Source organism: Streptomyces sp. NPDC023481 (assembly GCF_055560195.1).
The window spans coordinates 222,949-242,438 of sequence record NZ_JBVHJE010000005.1; the positions used below are offsets into that span (position 1 = coordinate 222,949).

At 76.4% G+C, this 19,490-nt stretch carries 1 protein-coding gene; it reads right to left on the minus strand.

The annotated features are described in order from the left end of the window. Positions 1-9: 9 nt before the first annotated feature. Complete coding sequence (locus ACZ3ZD_RS13260) at positions 10-19,416, minus strand: non-ribosomal peptide synthetase (RefSeq protein WP_467396148.1); 19,407 nt, start codon at positions 19,414-19,416, stop codon at positions 10-12. Positions 19,417-19,490 lie beyond the last annotated feature (74 nt).

Sequence of the window (19,490 nt, forward strand, 5' to 3'; positions counted from 1 at the left end):
GTCGGATCCTCACCGTTCGTGGTCATAGCCGCCGCGGGGGGCGTCTTCGGAGCGGGGGCCGCCGGGGGCGGGAGCCTGGGCGGTGCCGGGGGCGGGGGGCTGGGGGGCGTCGGCAGCGGGGTCGTCGGGGGCGGGGGCACCGGCGGTGGGCGACGCGGCGGCCTCGGCTGAGCCGTGCGCACCGGCCCCGTACTCGTCGCCTCCGGTATCGCCGCCACCGTGGCCGGAGGCTTCCGCGGACCCGTGCCAGGAGGCCTCGCCGTCGGCGGAGCCGGTGTCGCCGTAGGCCTCCTCCTCCAGTTCGTTCAGGATCTGTTCCTCCACGAGTTCCGCCAGGGCGGCGACCGTGCGGGAGAGGAGGATGTCGCGGGGGGTGAGGGTGACGCCGAAGGTGTCGTTCGCGCGGGAGGCGATGAGCAGGGCCCGCATGGAGTCGCCGCCGAGCAGGAAGTAGTCGTCCTCGGCCCCCACGGTCGTCTGGAGGGTCTCCTCCCAGATGGCCGCCAGCGCCTCCTCGGCCGGGGTGCGGGGGGCCACGTACTCGGGGCGCGTCCCCTCCTCGGCCGGTGCCGGGGCGGGCAGGGCGGCACGGTCGGTCTTGCCGTTCTCGGTGACCGGGAAGCGGTCCAGCACCGCGAAGGCCGAGGGCACCATGTAGCCGGGCAGGAACCGGGCGGCCAGCGCGCGCAGTTCGGTCGGGGTGGGCGGCTGCGCGCCCGGTTCCGTGAGCAGGTGGGCGACCAGCCGCGGTTGGCCCGGTTCGTCCTCGCGTACGGTCACCACGGCGTCCAGCACGCCCGGGTGGCGGACCAGTGTCGCCTCGACCTCGCCCGCCTCGATGCGGTGGCCGCGCAGCTTCACCTGGTGGTCGGTGCGGCCCAGGTAGTGCAGTTCGCCCGCGCTGTCCCGGCGCACCAGGTCGCCGGTGCGGTACATGCGGGTGCCGGGCGGCCCGAACGGGTCGGCGCGGAACCGGGACGCGGTCAGTCCGGGCCGGCCGAGGTAGCCGCGGGCCAACGCCGTTCCGGAGAGCCACAGCTCACCGACGACGCCGTCGGGGACCGGCCGTAGCCGGGCGTCGAGGACGTAGGCGCCGGTGGCGGGCAGCGGGCGGCCGATGGGCGGCGCGCCGCCGTCCGCCTCCAGGGGTGCGGACCAGGTGGCGACGACGGTGGCCTCGGTGGGGCCGTAGGAGTTGACCATGCGGTGGTGCGGGGCCCAGCGGGCGACGAGTTCCGCGCCGCACGCGTCCGCGCCGACGGTCAGCGTCTTCAGGTCGGGCAGCGTCCCGGGGGTGTCGGCGGGCAGGGTGGCGAGCGCGGCCGGCGGCAGCAGGGTGTGCGTGATCCGCTCGGCCCGCAGGGTGTCGGCCAGTTCGGCGCCGAGCAGCGGGCCGGGCCGCGGGACGACCAGCCGGGCGCCGTGCGGCAGCGACATGCACAGTTCCAGCACGGAGGCGTCGAAGCTGGGCGTGGCGAACGACAACACCCGGTCACCGGGGGTGACCTGGTAGTGCGCGGCCTCGGCGGCCGAGAAGGCGGCGAGCCCGCGGTGGGTGACGACGACGCCCTTGGGGGTGCCGGTGGAGCCGGAGGTGTAGATGACGTAGGCCGGGTCGTCCAGGTCGAGCGGACGGGTACGGTCGCCGTCGCCGGGCCGGTGTCCGGGTACGCCGTCCGGCGGGGCGGCGAGCAGCCCGGCGACCTCCTTGGCGTCGAGGGTGAGGGCGGGCGCCGCGTCGCGCAGCATCAGGGCGGTCCGCTCCTCCGGGTAGGCCGGGTCGACGGGCAGGAACGCGGCGCCCGCCTTCGCCACCGCGAGCTGCGCCAGCACCATGTCCGTCGAGCGGGGCAGCAGCAGCGCGACGAGGTCGCCGGGTCCGGCGCCGCGGGCGATGAGCCGGTGCGCCAGCCGGTTGGCCCGCGCCTCGACCTCGGCGAAGGTGAGCAGCGTGCCGGGCGCGCCGAGCGCCGGGGCGGTCGGCCACCGGTCGACGGCGGCCTCGACCAGCGCGGGCAGGGTGGCGGGCGGCACCGGGGGGAGCGCCGGACGGGCCGGGCCGTGCAGCAGCCGGTCCCGCTCGCCGGGCGGCAGCAGGTCGAGGTCGTCCAGGCGGGCGGTGCCGTCGGAGGCGGCCAGCGCCCGCAGGGTGTGCAGCAGCTGTCCGGCCAGGGAGGCGGCGGTGGCCGCGTCGAAGTACCGCGGGTCGTAACCGAGTTCGACGGCGAGTCGTTCGCCGGGCGAGACGACGACGGTGAGCGGGTAGTTGGTGGCCTCCCGGGCGTCCAGGTCGCGCAGGGCGAGCCCGTGCGCGCCCGCGGTGGCGTCGCCGACCGGGTAGTTCTCGAAGACCACCAGGCTGTCGAACAGCGCGCCGTCCGAGGGGAGTCCGGTGAGGGCGTGCAGGGTGTTCAGGGGCAGGTGGTCGTGCCGGCGGTCCTCGGCGCGGGCCTCCTGCACCGCGCGCAGCCAGGCGGCGCAGCCGGCGTTGCCGTCGACCGCGGTCCGGGCGGGCAGGGTGGTGATGAACAGGCCGGTGACGGTGTCGGCACCGGGCAGGTCGGCGGGCCGGCCGGAGACGGTGGTGCCGAAGCACACCTCCCGCTGTCCGCTCCACCGCGCCAGCAGCAGCGCCCAGGCGCCCTGCACCAGCGTGTTGAGGGTGAGCCGGTGCCGGCGGGCGAACTCCTGGAGCTCCCGGGTGTGTTCGGCGTCGAGCCGCTGCGACAGCCAGGTGCCGGAGCGGGCGGTGGTGCCCGGGGCGGGACGGCGGTCGTAGGGAAGCGTGGTCGGCGAGTCGAGGCCGGCCAGGGCGGCGCGCCAGTGTTCCTCGGCGGGGCCGGTGTCGCGGGCGGCCAGCCAGGCGGCGTAGTCCGCGAACGGCCTGCGCTCGGGCAGTCGGGGCCGTTCGCCGCGGGCGAGGGCGGCGTGCGCGGCCGTGACGTCGGACAGCACGTGGAAGACGCTCCAGCCGTCCAGCAGGACGTGGTGGAAGGTCCACACCACGCGCACCGCGTCCGGGCCGAGCCGGACCAGGGCGAGCCGCAGCAGCGGGGCGCGGTCCAGGGCGAGGCCCCGGGCCCGCTCGTCGGCGAGCAGCCGCTCCAGTTCCGTCTCGCGCCGGTCCGCCGGCAGTCCGCTCCAGTCGTGCTCGGTGACCGGCAGGGTCACGGTCCGGTGGACGATCTGGAGCGGCACGGGTACGCCGTGCAGGGCGACGGAGGTGCGCAGCACGGGGGTGCGGTCGACGACGTGCTGCCAGGCGGCGGCCAGGGTGGCCGGGTCGTCGGCGCCGTCCGCGACGAAGGTGATCTGCTCGACGTACAGGCCGTGTTCGGCCTCGTCCAGGCCGTGCATCACCATGCCGGTCTGGGTGGGCGTGAGCGGGTACACGTCCGCGACGTCCGCGCCGTCGCCGACGAGCCGGTCGACGGCCGCCTGGTCGAGCGGCGCGAGCGGGAAGTCGGAGGGGGTACGGCCGCCCGCGCCGGGTTCGGCGCAGTGCCGGACGATGGCGCGCAGTTCGTCGGCCAGCTCGGCCGCCAGCCGCGCGACGGTCTCCCGCCGGTGCACCGCGCCGCTGTACGACCAGGTGAACTCCAGGCGTCCCTCGCATACCCGGCCGAGCACGTCGAGGAGGTGCGGCCGCCGCGCCGAGCGGTCCATGCCGCCGGCGAGACCGCCGTGGGGCGCGTGCAGCAGCCCGCCGGGGGCGGGGTTCGCGTCCGGCCGGCCCAGGTAGTTGAAGCAGACCGGCGGCAGGCCGGGCAGCTCGTGGCCGGCCGTGGGGTGCAGGTGGCGCAGCGCGCCGTAGCCGAGTCCGCCGTGCGGTACGGCCCGCAGGTTCTCCTTGACCGCCTTCAGCACGGTGCCGGTGCCGGCGTCCCGGGGCACGTCCAGGGCGACCGGGTACATGGCGGTGAACCAGCCGGCCGTACGGGCGAGGTCGGTGTCCTCGAACAGGTCCTCGCGGCCGTGGCCCTCCAGGGTCACCGCGACCCGGTCCCGGCCGGTCCAGCGGGCCAGGACCCGGCCCAGCGCGCACAGCAGGACGTCGTTGACGCGGGTGCGGTACGCGTCGGGCACGTCCTGGAGCAGCCGGCGGGTCTCGTCGGCGTCGAGGCCGGCGGTCACGCTCTCCTCGTCGGCGACGGTGTTCGTGCCGTCGGGGTGGTCCACGGGCAGCGCGGTGCCGGCGTCGAGGTGCTGCCAGTGGGCGAGTTCGGCGTCGAAGCCGCCCGCCTGGGTGTGCGCGGCGAGCCGCCGGGCCCAGTCCCGGAACGCGGTGCTCTTGGGTCCCAGGGCGGGCCGCTCGCCGTCGCGCAGCGCCCGGTAGGCGGTGTCGAGGTCCTCCAGGAGCAGGCGCCAGGACACGGCGTCCACCACCAGGTGGTGGGCGGCGAGCAGCAGGACGGGGCGACCGTCGTCGGGGCGGCACAGCGCGGCCCGCAGCAGCGGCCCCGCGGCCAGGTCGAAGCCGGCGCCGAGGGCGTCGGCCACCGCGCGGGACGCAGCCCCCTGGTGCACCTGCAGGTGCGGGTGCCCGGCGCCGGGCGCGGTGCCGTACTGCCGCCACCGCCCGTCCCCGTCCCGCTCGAACCGCAGCCGCAGGGCGTCGTGGTGCTCCAGTACGGCGGCCAGGGCACCCCGCAGCAGGTTCTCGTCGGGGTCCTCGGCCAGCTCGTAGGCGACCGTCTGGCTGAAGTGCGCGGGGTCGCCGGTGAGGGTGTCGAGCAGCCAGTGCTGTACCGGGGTGAGCGGGGCGTCGCCGGTGACCGGGCCCTGCTCGGCCGTGACCGCGGCGACCGGGACGCGCTCCGCCGCGGCGGCGAGTTCGGCGAGGGTCTGGTGCGTGAACAGGTGCCGGGGGGTCAGCGCCAGCCCGGCCCGGCGGGCGGCGGAGACGATCCGGATGCCGAGGATGGAGTCGCCGCCGAGGGTGAAGTAGTTGTCGTCGGCGCCGACTTCGGGCACGCCCAGCACCTCCGACCAGATGGCCGCGAGGGTCTGCTCGGCCTCGGTACGCGGCGGCCGGCCGGCCTCGCCGGTGCCCTGCGCGGCCCGCTCCGGCACGGGCAGTGCCCGCCGGTCGAGCTTTCCTGTGGCGCCGAGCGGCAGCCGCTCCAACGGGACGACGAGGGCCGGGACCAGGTGGTCGGGGAGGCTGCGGGCGAGGAAGGCCCGCAACTGCGCGGTGTCGGGCAGAGCGGACCCGGCGGGCACGGTGGCGTCGGAGTGGACCGGTGCGCGGGGCACCACGTACCCGATCAGGCGGCGGTGGTCGGCCTGTTCGATCACCCGGGCCGCGGCCGCCGCCACCGCCGGGTGGCGGGCCAAGGCGGCCTCGACCTCGCCGAGTTCGATGCGGAAGCCGCGCACCTTCACCTGGTCGTCACCGCGGCCGAGGTAGACGAGGTCGCCGTCGGCCGTCCAGCGGACCAGGTCGCCGGTGCGGTACATGCGGCTGCCGGGCGGGCCGAACGGGTCGGGCAGGAAGCGGGACGCGGTCAGCCCGGGCCGGCGCAGATAGCCGCGGGCGACCCCGGTACCGGCGAGGAACAGCTCGCCGGGCGCGCCGACGGGCACCGGGCGCATCCGCTCGTCCAGCACGTAGGCGCGGGCACCGCCGAGGGGCCGGCCGATCGGCGGGTCGCGGTCGGGGTCGGCCGGGTCGCAGGTGAAGGCGGTGGCGTAGACGGTGGCCTCGGTGGGGCCGTAGATGTTGTGCATCCGGCTGCCGGGGATCGCCGCGCGGACCCGGCGTACGGTCCGGGCGGGCAGCCCCTCCCCCGCGAGGACGACGGTGTCCGCGGTGAGGTCGACGGCGTCCTCGGCGAGCAGCCGGTCCAGTGCCGAGGGCACCGCGCTGAGCAGTCCGGCGTGCCAGGGTCCGGGGCGCTCGGCGAGGGCCAGCAGGTCCCGGACGACCTCCACGCAGCCGCCGGACAGCAGCGGCGAGAAGATCTCGAAGACCGACACGTCGAAGTTGAGCGAGGTGGAGGCGACCACGTGGTGCAGGCCCCGGCCGCCGAACTCGGCCGCCGCCCAGTCGGTGAGGGCCAGCACGGAGGCGTGGCTGACGACGACGCCCTTGGGCCGGCCGGTCGAGCCGGAGGTGTGGATGACGTAGGCGGGGTGGCCGGGCAGCAGGGGGCCGCGCCGTTCGTCGTCGCCGACCGGGGTGTCCGGCACCCCGGTGTCCGTGTCCGTGCCCTGGTCCGTGTCCTGGTCCGCGTCCAGCAGGATGCGGGTGAAGGGGCCCTCGGGCAGCCGTCCGGCGGTCTCGGTGGCGGTGATCACGGCGTCGGGCCGTACGTCCCCGAAGAGGAACGCGACGCGCTCGGCCGGGTACTGGGGGTCGACGGGCAGGTAGCCGGCGCCGCTCTTGAGCACCGCGAGGAGAGCCACGAGCAGGTCGGCGGTGCGGGGCAGGCAGAGGGCGACGAAGCGCTCGGGTCCGGCGCCGGCGGCGATGAGCTGTCGCGCCAACCGGTTGGAGCGGGCGTCGAGTTCGCGGTAGGTGAGGCAGGTGTCGCCGTGCCGGACGGCCGGGGCGTCCGGGGTGCGCCCGGCCTGCCGGCCAAACGCCTCGGGGAGGGTGTCGTACGGTGCCTCGGCCGTGCCTCCGCCGAACCGGTCCACCAGCGCCCGTCCCGCGGCCGGGTCCAGCAGCGGCAGTTCCGCCAGCCGGCGGTCCGGGTCGGCGGCCATGCCGGTGAGCAGGGTGCGCAGGCCCGCGCCGAGCGCCTCCACCGTCGTGGCGTCGAACGCGGCGGGGTCGTAGTCGAGGTGCACGGCCAGGGTGTCGCCGGGCGCGACGACCACGCTGAGCGGGTAGTTGGTGGGCTCCAGGTCCCGTTCCTGTTCCATGGCGAGGCCGTGCCGGGCCAACGCACCCTCGTCGAACGGGTAGTTCTCGAAGACCACGATGGAGTCGAACAGTCCGGTGCCGCCGGGCACGTCGCTCCACGACTGCACCTGGGCCAGTGAGACGAAGTCGTGGCGGCGGGCCTCGGACTGGGCGGCCTGGAGGTCGCGCAGCCAGTCCAGCAGCGGGCGCGTCCCGTCGACGCGGGCCCGGGTGGGCAGGGTGTTGATGAACAGGCCCACCATCGAGGTGACGCCCGGCAGTTCGGCGGGCCGGCCGGAGACGGTCGTACCGAACACCACGTCGTCACCGCCGCCGTAGCGGGACAGCAGCAGCGCCCACGCGCCCTGGAGGACCGTGTTGAGGGTCAGCCCGGCCCGCTGGGCGGTCTCCCGCAGCCGCGCCGAGACGTCCGGGTCGAGGGTCGTGCGCACCGACCCGGAGGAGGAGGCGCGGTGGGCCTCGGCGGGCCGCCGGTCCCGGGCCAGTTCGGTGGGCGCCTGGAAGCCGGCGAGGGTGTCCCGCCAGTACCGTTCGGCCCGGCCGGTGTCCCGCCCGGACAGCCAGCGCAGATAGTCGGCGAACGGCCTGCGCTCGGGCAGGGCGGGGCGGCGCCCGGAGGTGAGGGCCGCGTACCGCTCGCACACCTCGTCGAAGACCTGGGCGGCGCTCCAGCCGTCGAGGAGGACGTGGTGGAAGGTCCACACCAGCCGGACCCGGTCCGGTGCCAGCCGGATCAGCGTCAGCCGCATCAGGGGCGCCGAACCGAGGTCGATGCCGGCCTGCCGGTCCTCGGCGAGCAGCCGGTCCAGCTCGCGCGCGCCCCACTCGGCGGGCCGGCCGGACCAGTCGTGGTGGGTGACGGGCACGGTGGCCCGGTGCCGGACGACCTGGAGCGGTTCCGGGGTGTCCTGCCACACCAGGCCGGTGCGCAGCACCGGGTTGGCGTCGGCGGTGTGCTGCCAGGCCATGGCGAGCGCGTGCGGGTCGGTGACGCCGGACAGCACGAGCTGGACCTGGTTGACGTAGGTGCGGCTGTCGGCGTCCAGCAGGCTGTGGAAGAGCATGCCGGCCTGCATCGGGGTGAGCGGGTAGATGTCGGCGACGTCACGGCCGTCCCCGGCGATCCGGTCCACGGCGGCCTGGTCCAGGCGGGCCAGCGGGAAGTCCGACGGGGTACGGCCGCCCGCGCCGGGCCGGGCGCAGTGCGCGACGATGTCGGTCAGGGCGTCCAGCATGCCCTCGGCGAGCGCGGTGACGGTGTCCTCGCGGTGCCGTCCGGCGCCGTAGTACCAGGTGATCTCCAACTGGTCGTCCTCGACGCGGGCCACGACGTCCAGCAGGTGCGGCCGCTCGGTGCCGGGGGCCTCGGCGCCGCCCAGGCCGCCGGGCACCGCGCCGATCAGGGTGCCGCCGTCGGCGGACCAGTCGAAGCGGCCCAGGTAGTTGAAGGTGATGCCGGGCGCGGGCGCGGCGGCGAGCCGGGGGTCGCGGGTGAGGTGGCGCAGGACGCCGTAGCCGAGTCCCCGGTCGGGTACGGCCCGCAGCTGCTCCTTGACCGACTTCAGGGCGGTGCCCCAGTCGCCCGCCGGGACGGTCAGCGCGACCGGGTGCAGGGAGGTGAACCAGCCGACCGTGCGGGACAGGTCGACGTCCTCGAACAGCTGGTCCTCGCGGCCGTGTCCCTCCAGGCCGACGGCGACGGTGTCGCGTCCGGTCCAGTCGGCGAGGACCCGGCCCAGCGCGGTGAGCAGGACGTCGTCGACGCGGGTGCGGTAGACGCCGGGGACGCGGCGCAGCAGGCCGTCGGTGCGGTCGCGGTCCAGCCGTACGGTCACCTCGCGGACGTCGGCCATGGTGGTGCCGCCGTCGCCGTCCACGGGGAGCGGGTCGGCGCAGTGCCTCGCGGCCCGCTCCCAGTGGTCGAGCCGGTCGGCGAAGGTGCCGGCGCGCTCGCGCAGCCGGCGGGCCCACTCGCGTACGGAGGTGGTGCGGGCGGGCAGCCGTACCGGCTGTCCGGCGGCGGCCTGCGTGTAGCCGGTCTCCAGGTCCTCCAGCAGGATCCGCCAGGAGACGCCGTCGACGACCAGGTGGTGGGCGACGAGCAGCAGCCGGGCGGGCCGGGTGCCGTCGGCGGTGAACAGGCGGGCGGTGAACAACGGGCCCGTCTCCAGCCGGAGTCCGGCGTGGACCTGTGCCGTGACCTGTTCCTCGGTTTCCTCGGTGTGCCGGTCGTGGATCTGGAGGAGTTCCGGGACCGGGCCGTCGGCGGCGATGTCCTGGCTCCAGGAGCCGTCTCCGTCGAGGGTGAACCGGGCGCGCAGGGCGTCGTGGTGGGTCCACAGGGCGGTGAGGGCGCGGCGCAGGGCGTCCTCGTCGACGCGGCCGGCGGCCTCGATGACGACGGACTGGTTGAAGAAGGCGGGGTGCGCCGGCCGCGGGTCGAGGAACCAGTGCTGGATCGGGGTGAGGTCCGCCGGTCCGCTGACCGGTTCGGTGCCGGCGACGGCGGGGGCGGCGTCGCCGCCGGCGGCGGCCAGTTCGGCGACGGTGGGGTGGCGGAAGAGGTCGCGCGGGGTGAGGGTGAGCCCGGCGGTCCGGGCCCGGGAGACGACCTGGATGCTGAGGATGGAGTCGCCGCCCAGGGTGAAGAAGTTGTCGTCCACGCCGACCCGTTCGACGCCGAGCAGTTCGGCCCAGATCCCGGCGAGGATCCGCTCGGTCTCGGTGCGCGGGGCCCGGTGGGCCCGGTCGCCGCCGGCCGACCAGTCGGGGGCGGGCAGCCGGCGCCGGTCGACCTTGCCGTTGGCGGTCAGCGGCAGCTCGGGCACGGCGACGAACGCGGCGGGCAGCATGTAGTCGGGCAGTCCGGCCGACAGGTGGGCGCGCAGCTCGGACGCGGTGGGTGTGCCGGCGCCGTCGGCCGCCACCAGGTGGGCGGCGAGCCGCTTGCGGCCGGCGTCCTGGTAGAGGGAGACGACGGCCTCGGCGACGGCGGGGTGGGCGGTCAGCCGGGCCTCGATCTCGGCGGGTTCGACGCGGAAGCCGCGGATCTTGATCTGGTCGTCGGCACGGCCGACGAAGTGCAGTTCGCCGTCGGCGCTCCAGCGCACGAGGTCGCCGGTGCGGTACATCCGGGTGCCGGGCGGCCCGAAGGGGTCGGCGACGTAGCGGGCGGCAGTCGCTCCGGGCCGGCCCGCGTAGCCCCGGGCCAGTCCCGCGCCGGCGATGTACAACTCGCCGGGAATGCCGGGCGGCTGGGGCTGGAGGGTGGCGTCGAGGACGTACACGTGGGTGTTGTCCAGCGGGCGTCCGATGGGCAGGACCGCGGGCAGCGGGTCGCCGGAGCGGAAGACGCGGCGGGTGGCGAAGGTGGTGGTCTCGGTGGGGCCGTAGCCGTCCACGACGGTCAGTCCGGGGCAGGCGTCGAGGACCCGGCGTACGGCCGCGCCCGGCACGGCCTCGCCGCCGGTCCACACCTCGCGGGCGCCGCGCAGGCAGCCGGGGTCCTCCTGGGCCAGCAGGCGGAACAGTCCGGCGGTCAGCCACAGGCAGGTGACGCCCTGTTCCGTGACGGCGCGCCGGACCTGGGCGGCGTCCAGGTCGGCCGGCGGGGCGAGGACGGCGGTGCCGCCGCGCAGCAGGGGCACCCACACCTCGTAGGTGGCGGCGTCGAAGGCGTGCGGCGAGTGCACCAGGACCCGGTCGTGCCCGGTGAAGGCACGGTCCAGGGCGAGGGCGGCGACGTCCCGCTGGCGCACGGCGACGCCCTTGGGGGTGCCCGTGGAGCCCGAGGTGAACATGAGGTACTGCACGTTGTCGGGGTGCACGGGGTGCACGGGCGCGGGGCCGTCCGCGCCGGGGGTGTCGTCGACGTGCGGGACCCTGTCGACGCGCAGCACGCTGTCGTCGGGCAGCAGTTCCCGGGCCGTCTCCGCCCGGCCGGCGTCGGTGAGCAGCAGCCCGGCGCCGGCCTCGGTCAGCATCCGGCGCAGCCGCTCGACCGGTGCCCTGCCGTCCAGCGGCACGTACACCCCGCCGGTGCGGACGAGCGCCAGCTGGGTGACGACCAGTTCGACGCAGCGGTCCATCAGCACGCCGACGGGGCGTTCCGGGCGTACGCCGAGGCCGGCCAGGCGCGCCGCCAGCTTCTGGGCCCGCTCGTCCAGTTCACGGTAGGTGAGGCGGTGGTCGCCGGCCTCCAGGGCGACGGCGTCGGAAGTGCGGCGGACCTGTGCGGCGAAGAGGCCGGCGACGGTGGTGTCGGGCAGGTCCGTGCCGGTGTCGTTCCAGGCGCGCAGCACCTGTTCGCGGCGGTCGGGGGTGAGCAGCGGGAGCCGGGCGGGCGGGCGTTCTGAGCCGGCGGGCAGGTGGGTGAGCAGGACGGTCAGGTACTCGGCCATCCGCTCGGCGGTGCCGGCGTCGAACAGGTCGGGGTCGTAGCCGAGGCGCAGGGTCAGCTCGGGGCCCGGGTAGGCGGTGAGGCTGAGCGGGTAGTTGGTGCTCTCGACACCCTCCAGGCCGCTCAGGCGCAGCCCGTGGGCGGCGGCGAGGTCGTCGTCCACCGGGTAGTTCTCGAAGACGACGATGCTGTCGAACAGGCCGACCTGCTCGGGGAGTTCGGTGAACGTCCGCATCCGGGTGAGCGGCAGGTCGCCGAAGCGCCGGTCCTCGCTCTGGTCCTGCTGGAGGGCGCGCAGCCAGTCGGTCAGGGTGCCCTCGGCGGGGACCGCGACCCGGGTGGGCAGGGTGGTGATGAACAGGCCGGTCATGGTGTCGGCGCCGGGCAGCTCCGGCGGCCGTCCCGACACGGTGGTGCCGAACACCACCTCGTCCCGCCCGGCCTGCCGGGCCAGCAGCAGCGCCCAGGCACCCTGGACCAGGGTGTTCAGGGTCAGTCCCGAGGTGCGCGCCAGCTCCTCCAGTGCCCGGGTGACGGTCGCGGGCAGCGTGGCCCGGACCTCGTGCGTGGACTCGGCGCGGTGGGCCTCGCGCGGCTCGCGGTCGTACGGCAGCGGTGTCGCCTCGGTCAGGCCGGTCAGCCGGTGCCGCCAGTGCTGTTCGGCGGCCGCCGGGTCGCGCTGCCGCAGCCATGCCACGTAGTCGGCGTACGGGGGCCGGTCCGGGAGGGTGCCGGGGTCGGCCCCGGCGTGCCGGGCGAAGACGTCCGTGAGCACCTGGAACAGGCTCCAGCCGTCCAGCAGCAGATGGTGGAAGGACCACACCACGCGCACGCGGGTGTCGGACACGCGGGCGAGGAGCAGCCGCTGGAGCGGGGCCCGGCCGAGGTCGATGCCCTCGGCGCGGTCCCGGGCCAGCAGGTCGTCCAGCCGGGCGCGGCGCTCCGCCGCCGTCAGCTCCCGCCAGTCCAGGTGGGTGACCGGCACGGCCGCGTGGCGCTGCACCACCAGCAGCGGCTCGGGCACGTCCTGCCAGACGACGCGGCCGCGCAGCACCTCGGTGCGGTCGGTGACGTGCTGCCAGGCGGCGGCGAGCGCCCCCGGGTCGGGCACGCCGTCCAGCTCGAACGTCAGCTGCTGGAAGTAGACCCCGCGGTCGTCCTGCGACAGGCCGTGGAAGAGCATGCCCGCCTGGGTGGGCGTGAGCGGGTAGACGTCCGCCACCGCCGCCGGGTCGGCGCGCGTGATCCGGTCCACGGCGGCCTGGTCGAGCCGGGCCAGCGGGAAGTCGGACGGGGTGCGTCCGGCGGCTCCCGGCCGGGTGGCGTGCCGGGCCAGTCCGGCGAGCGCGTCGGCGTAGCGCCGGGCCAGGTCGGCGACCGTGTCCCGCCGGTGCAGCCGCTCCGAGTAGAACCAGGTGAACTCCAGGACATCACCGACGAGTTGTCCGACGACCTCCAGGGCGTGCGGGCGTTCGGCCGCCGGGTCGGCGTCCAGTTCCAACGGGCGTATGGTGCCCCGGTAGAGGCCGTCCGCGTCCTCGGTCAGGCCCATCCGGCCGAGGTAGTTGAAGCTGACCTGCGCGGCCGGGGTGCGCGGCGCCGCCCCGGGCCCGGCGAGGTACCGCAGCGCGTCATGGCCGAGGCCGTGCCGGGGTACGGCCCGCAGTTGCTCCTTGACCTGCTTCAGTACGGTGTCCCAGTCGGCGTCCTCGGGAACGGCGAGCGCGACGGGGTGCCGGGTGGTGAACCAGCCGACCGTGCGGCTGAGGTCCAGCTCGGGGAAGAGCTCCTCGCGGCCGTGCCCCTCGACGTCGACCACCACCCGGTCCCGGCCGGTCCCGGCGCACAGCGCCCGCCCGAGGGCGCTCAGCAGCACGTCGTTGGCCTGGGTGCGGTAGGTGTCGGGCAGGGTGCGCAGCAGGGCCGAGGTGTCCTCGGGGCTCAGCCGCACGGTGACCGCGCGCTGCGAGGCGTAGGTGTTGGTGCCGTCCGGCAGGTCGGCGGGGAGGGCGGGCGCGGTGTCGGGCACCGCCCGCATCCAGTACTCCCGTTCGTCGGCGAAGCCGCCGTCGGCCGCGTGGGCGGCCAGCCGGCGGGCCCACGCGCGCAGCGGCGAGGACTTCGCGGGCAGCGCGGCCGGGCCGTCCTCGCCGGCGCGGCGGGCCCGGTAGGCGCGGTCCAGGTCGTCCAGCAGCAGCCGCCAGGACACTCCGTCGACCACCAGGTGGTGGACGGCGAGGTGCAGGACGCGGGGCCGGCCGGCTCCCGGGTCGTGCAGGACGGCCCGCAGCAGCGGCCCCCGGGCGAGGTCGAAGGGGCCGAAGTGCGGGGTGTCCTGGTCCGGTCCGGTGTGTCGGGCCAGGTGGACGCGGGACGCCCGGTCCTCGATGTGCCAGCGGACGCCGGTGGCGGTGCCGTCGGCGACGAAGCGGGAGCGCAGGGCCTCGTGGTGGGCGACGAGGTCGTTCAGCGCGTCCTCCAGCACCGCCGGGTCCACGTCGTCGGGCACCTGCACGGACAGTGCCTGGGCGAAGTGGCCGGCGCGCTCGGCGGCGGTGTGGAACAGCCAGTGCTGGATGGGGGTCAGGGGCGCGGTGCCGGTGGCCGGCTCCGGTGCGGGGGCGGCCTCGCGCGGGCCACGGGCGGCGTCGGCGCAGCGGGCGAGGGCGGCGACCGTCTGGTGCCGGTAGACGTCCCGGGAGGTCAGAGGCAGGCCGTCCTGCCGGGCGCGGGCCACGACCTGGATGCTGAGGATCGAGTCGCCGCCGAGTTCGAAGAAGTTGTCGTCGACGCCGATCCGTTCGGCGCGCAGCACCTCGGCCCAGATCGCGGCGAGGGCGCGCTCGGTGGGGGTGCGGGGCGCGACGTGCCGTACCGCGCGGACGGCGGGGCCCGGGTCGGGGAGCCGGCCGCGGTCCAGCTTGCCGTTCGGGTTCAGCGGCAGGGCGTCCAGCACGACGACGGCCGACGGCACCATGGAGGCGGGCAGGGTACGGCCCAGTTCGCGGCGTACGGCCTCCGGTTCCACCCGCTCGCCGGCGGCCGGGACGACGTAGCCGGCCAGGCGCCGGTGGCCGTCGCTGTCGGTGGTGGTGGCGGCCGCGGCCTCGGCGACGCCCGCGCAGCGGCGCAACGCCTCCTCCACCTCGCCCAGTTCGATGCGGAAGCCGCGCACCTTGACCTGCTGGTCGATGCGGCCCACGTATTCGAGGACGCCGTCGGCACGGCGGCGCACCAGGTCGCCGGTGCGGTACATGCGCTCCCCCGGCGCGCCGAACGGATCGGCGACGAACCGCGCGGCGGTCAGGCCCGCCCGGTTCAGGTACCCGCGGGCCAGCCCGCCGCCGCCGAGGTACAACTCGCCGGTGACGCCGACGGGTTGGGGGCGCAGGGCGTGGTCCAGGACGTAGGCGCGGGTGAGCGCCACGGGTTCGCCGATGGGTGGCGCCTGCTCCGGCAGCCGGTCCCCGGCGAACCAGGCGGTGGCGTACACGGTGGCCTCGGTGGGCCCGTAGATGTTGGCGATCCGGCAGCCGGGCAGCGCGGCGCGCGCGTCGTGCAGCGTCTGCGCGGGCAGGGCCTCTCCGGCGAGGACGACGGTGTCCGCGGTGACGGGTGCCGTACCGCCCGCGAGCAGGCGGGAGACGACGGACGGCACTCCGCTCAGCAGCCCGGCGCGGCGGGGGCCGGTGCCGTCGGCGAGGGCCGGCAGGTCGGCGACCACCTCGACGGTGCCGCCGGCCAGGGTCGGGCAGAGCAGCTCGAAGACGGAGACGTCGAAGTTGAGGGAGGTGGAGGCGATCACATGGGCGAGCCCCTGTTCCCCGAACCGCTCTCCCGCCCAGCCGGCCAGCGCGGCGACCGTGCGGTGGGTGACCACGACCCCCTTGGGGCGGCCGGTGGAACCCGAGGTGTAGATGACGTACGCGGGGTGGTCCGGCAGCAGCGGCCGGGGCCGGTCGGCGTCGGTGACGTCCGTGTCGGGCGCGGCCGGGTCGGCGCAGTCCTCCAGGAGCAGCGGTGTGCAGTCGGCGGGCAGTGCGCCGGCGGTCTCCCGGGTGGCGATCACCAGGGCGGGCCGGGCGTCGGCGAGCATGAAGCGGACGCGCTCGGCGGGGTAGGCGGGGTCGACGGGCAGGTAGCCGGCGCCGGCGGTGAGGACGCCCCACAGCACGGGCACGAGGTCGGCGGTGCGCGGCAGGCACAGCGCGACCAGGGTCTCCGGGCCCGCTCCGCGCGCGAGGAGCAGCCGGGCCAGCCGGTTGGCGCGGCGGGCGGCCTCGGCGTAGTCCAGCCGGTCCGGGCCGCAGGCGACGGCCGTGCGGTCGGGGGTCCGGGCCGCCTGGGCGTGGAACAGGTCGGGCAGGGTGGCGGACGGGGTGTCCCCGGGACGGTGTGCGGGCGGGTTCCAGGTGTCCACCAGGGTGCGCTGTTCCTCGGCGGACAGCATGGGCAGTTCGGCCAGCGGCCGGCCGGGGCCGTCCGCCATGCCCTCCAGCAGGCGGTGCAGGTGGGCGGTCAGGCGGGCCACGGTCGCCGCCTCGAACAGGTCCGTGTTGAACTCGGCGGTCAGCACACAGCCGCCGTCCGCGCCGGGGGTGAACTCCAGCACCAGGTCGAAGCGGGCGGCCGGGCGGGGCAGCGGGTGCTCGGCGAGGCGCACCCCGCCGGAGCGCGGCGGCACGGGCAGCGCGGTCTGCTGCACCACGAGAGCCTGCACCAGCGGGGTGCGGCTCGGATCGCGCGGCGGGGCCAGCTCCTCGACCACGCGGTCGAACGGCACCCCGTCGTGCGCGAAGGCGTCCAGGACGGTGGTCCGCATGCTCTCCACGAACCGGTCCACGGTCGCCCGCTCGTCCACCTCGCCGCGCAGCACCACGGTGTTGGCGAAGAAGCCCGGCACGTCCTCCAGGTCGCGCCGTCCGCGACCGGTGGTGACGGTGCCGAACGCGACGTCCCGCTGCCCCGAGTAGCGGGAGAACAGCAGCGCGGAGGCGCCCGCGAACAGGGTGAACACGGTGGTGCCGCGGCCCGCGGCGAGTTGCCGCAGCCGGGTCACCAACTCGGCGGGGAGCGTGTGCCGGTGGGCGGCACCGGCGGTGGTGCGGACGGCGGGACGCGGCCGGTCGGTCGGCAGTTCGAGCTGTTGAAGACCCGTAAGGTGCCGCTTCCAGTAGGCCAGGTCCTCGGCATCCACGTCACCGGACCGCTGACGTCGCTCCCAGACCGCGAAGTCCGGGTACTGGAGGGCCGGTTGCGGTAGCCCGTCGGGGGCGCCGGTGGTCTCCGCGTCGTAGAGGGCGGCGAGCTCGCGGGTGAGGATGCCCACCGACCAGCCGTCGGTGACGATGTGGTGCTGGGCCAGGAGCAGCAGGTGGTCCTCGGCGCCCAGCCGGACCAGCAGGGCCCGGGTGAGCGGGCCGGACGCCAGGTCGAAGGGGCGGCCCAGCTCCTCGGTGAGCAGCGCCTCGGCGGCCTCGGCGCGGTCCGCGTCGGGTACGTCGGTGAGATCGGCGGTGCTGAGGGGCAGCTCGGGGTCGGACGCGACACGCTGGACGCCCTGGCCGTCGACGGTGGTGAAGGTGGTGCGCAGGGTGGCGTGGCGGGCCGCGAGCCGGCGCAGCGAGCGGGCCAGCGCGTCCGGGTCCAGTGGGCCGCGCAGCCGCAGGGACACGCCGGTGTTGTACTCGGTGCCGCCCGCGGTGAGGTCGTCGAGGTACCACAGCCGGCGCTGGGCGCTGGACAGCGGCAGGGTGGCCTCGGCGGGGGCGGGTGGTATCGGCTCGGCCGGTGCGGCGGCCGACGGGTCGCCCAGCAGCTCGGCCAGGGCGGCGACGGTCCGCGCGGTGAACACGTCCCGTACCGTCAGCCGGACGCCCAGCTCCTCCCGGATCCGGGCCAGGACCCCGGCGGCGAGGATCGACTCGCCGCCCAGGTCGAAGAAGTCGTCCGTCGCCCCGACCGTCTCGACGCCCAGCACCTCGGCCCAGATCGCGGCGAGAGCCCGCTCCCGCTCCGACCGCGCCGGTACATGCCCACCCGCGACCGGCCGCTCGGGAGCGGGCAGCGCTCTCCGGTCGATCTTGTGCTGCGGGGTGAGCGGCATCCGCTCCAGCACGACGATCGCCGACGGCACCATGTGACCGGGCAGCACGGCGGCGAGAGCGGCACGCAGGGCGGCGGGATCGAGCGGGCCCGCGGGCCGCGGCGAGCCGTCGGCGGAGGTGAGGCGCGTGCCGGGGGCCGGGGAAGCGGTCGCGGCGGGCCGCGGGCCGGCGGGGGCCGGGGATTCGGCGGGGGTGACCGGCGCGGCAGAACCCGGGGACGCGGTCGCGGTGGGCCCCGGGTCGGCGGGGGCCGGGGCCTGGGCGGGAGTCGGCGCGTCCGGGGCCGGGGAAGCGGTCGCGGTGGGCCGCGAGTCGGCGGACGCGGGCATCCTGGAGGCAGTGTCCGCTGCCTTCGAGCCCGGGGACGCGGTCGCGGCGAGCCCCGGGTCGGCGGAGGCCGGGGCCCCGGCGGGAGTCCCCGGCACGTCCGGGCCCGGGGAAGCGGTCGCGGTGGGCCGCGAGTCGGCGGAGTCCCCGGCGGAGGCGACCGGCGCGTCCAGGCCGGGGGAAGCCGTGGTGGTAGGCCGCCGGCCGGCGGGGGCCGGGGCCCCGGACGGAGTGACGTAGGCGACGAGGCGCTGGTGGCCCGGTGTGTCCTCGCGTACCACGACGACCGCCTCGCCGACGGGGCCGGAGCGGCGCAGGGCCGCCTCGATCTCGCCCGGTTCGACGCGGAAGCCGCGGATCTTGATCTGCCGGTCCAGCCGGCCCAGGAACTCCAGTTCCCCGTCGGCGGTCCAGCGCGCCCGGTCCCCGGTGCGGTACAGCCGGGCGCCGGGCGGGCCGAAGGGGTCGGCGACGAAGCGGGCGGCGGTCAGGCCCGGCCGGCCCAGGTAGCCGCGGGCCACCGCGTCGCCGCCGACGCACAACTCACCGTCCGCACCGGGCGGTACGGGACGCAGCGCGGCGTCGAGGACGTACACCCGGGCGTGCGGCAGGGCGCAGCCGATCGTCGGGGTGCCCCCGCCGGCGGCGAGCGGCCCGGTCCAGGTGGCGACGATGGTGGCCTCGGTCGGGCCATAGGAGTTGATCATGCGGCGGCCGGGTGCCCAGCGGTCCACGAGGTCGGCCGGGCAGGCCTCCGCGCCCACGATCAGCGTGCGCAGGTGGCGGGCGGTGCCCTGGGCGGGGTCGGGCAGGGTGGCCAGCGCGGCCGGCGGGATGAGGGCGTGGGTGATGCGGTGCTCGTCCAGGACCGCGGCGAGTTCGTCGCCCAGCCAGGGGCCGTGCGGCGGTACGACGAGCGTGGCGCCGGACAGCACGGAGACGAACAGCTCCAGCACGGAGGCGTCGAAGCTCGGCGAGGAGAACTGGAGCACGCGGTCGCCGGGGCCCACCGCGTACCGTTCCGCGGCGGCCGCCGTGAAGCCGCCGATGCCGCGGTGGGTGACCGTCACACCCTTGGGGGTGCCGGTGGAGCCGGAGGTGTAGATGACGTAGGCGGCGTGGTCGGCGTCGACCTCGGCCCCGGTCCCCGCTCCCCCACCGGCGTCGGCCTCGGCCTCGGCCCCGGCCCCCGCTCCCCCACCGGCGTCGACCTCGGCCCCGGCCCCCGCGCCGTCACCGGCGTCGGCCTCGGCCCCCGCGCCGTCACCGGTCTCCAGCAGCTCGCGGACGGTGCGCGGATCGTCGAGGGTGACGGCGGGCGCGGCGTCGGCGAGCATCAGCGTGCGGCGCTCGACGGGGTAGGCGGGGTCCACGGGCAGGAAGGCGGCACCCGCGCGGGCGACGGCCAGCTCGGCCGCGATCAGCTCCATCGAGCGCGGCAGGACGAGGGCGACGATCCGGTCGGGACCGGTTCCCCGTCGGGTCAGGTGTACGGCCAACCGGTCGGCTCGGGCGGCCAGTTCGCGGTAGGTCCAGGTGCGCCGGCCGTCGGTGAGGGCCGGTGCGTCCGGGGTGCGGGCCACCCAGGTGGCGAACAGCTCGCCGAGCGTCGGGTACGCCCGGGCCGCGCCGCTCTCCGGCGCGTCGGCGGCGGGGCCGGCCTGCCGCGGCAGGGAGGACGCCGGTGCGGGCTTGTCGTGCAGGTCCGTCATGGGTGAAGTCCTTTGGAGAGCGGGGCGATGCGGCGCCGGGGACCGCCTCGGGGCGGTGTGCTGGACCGGGGTGG

What these genes read in the sequence shown, in the direction of transcription:
- ACZ3ZD_RS13260 (WP_467396148.1), bottom strand. Translation starts at nt 19,416, where the DNA reads ATGACGGACCTGCACGACAAGCCCGCACCGGCGTCCTCCCTGCCGCGG.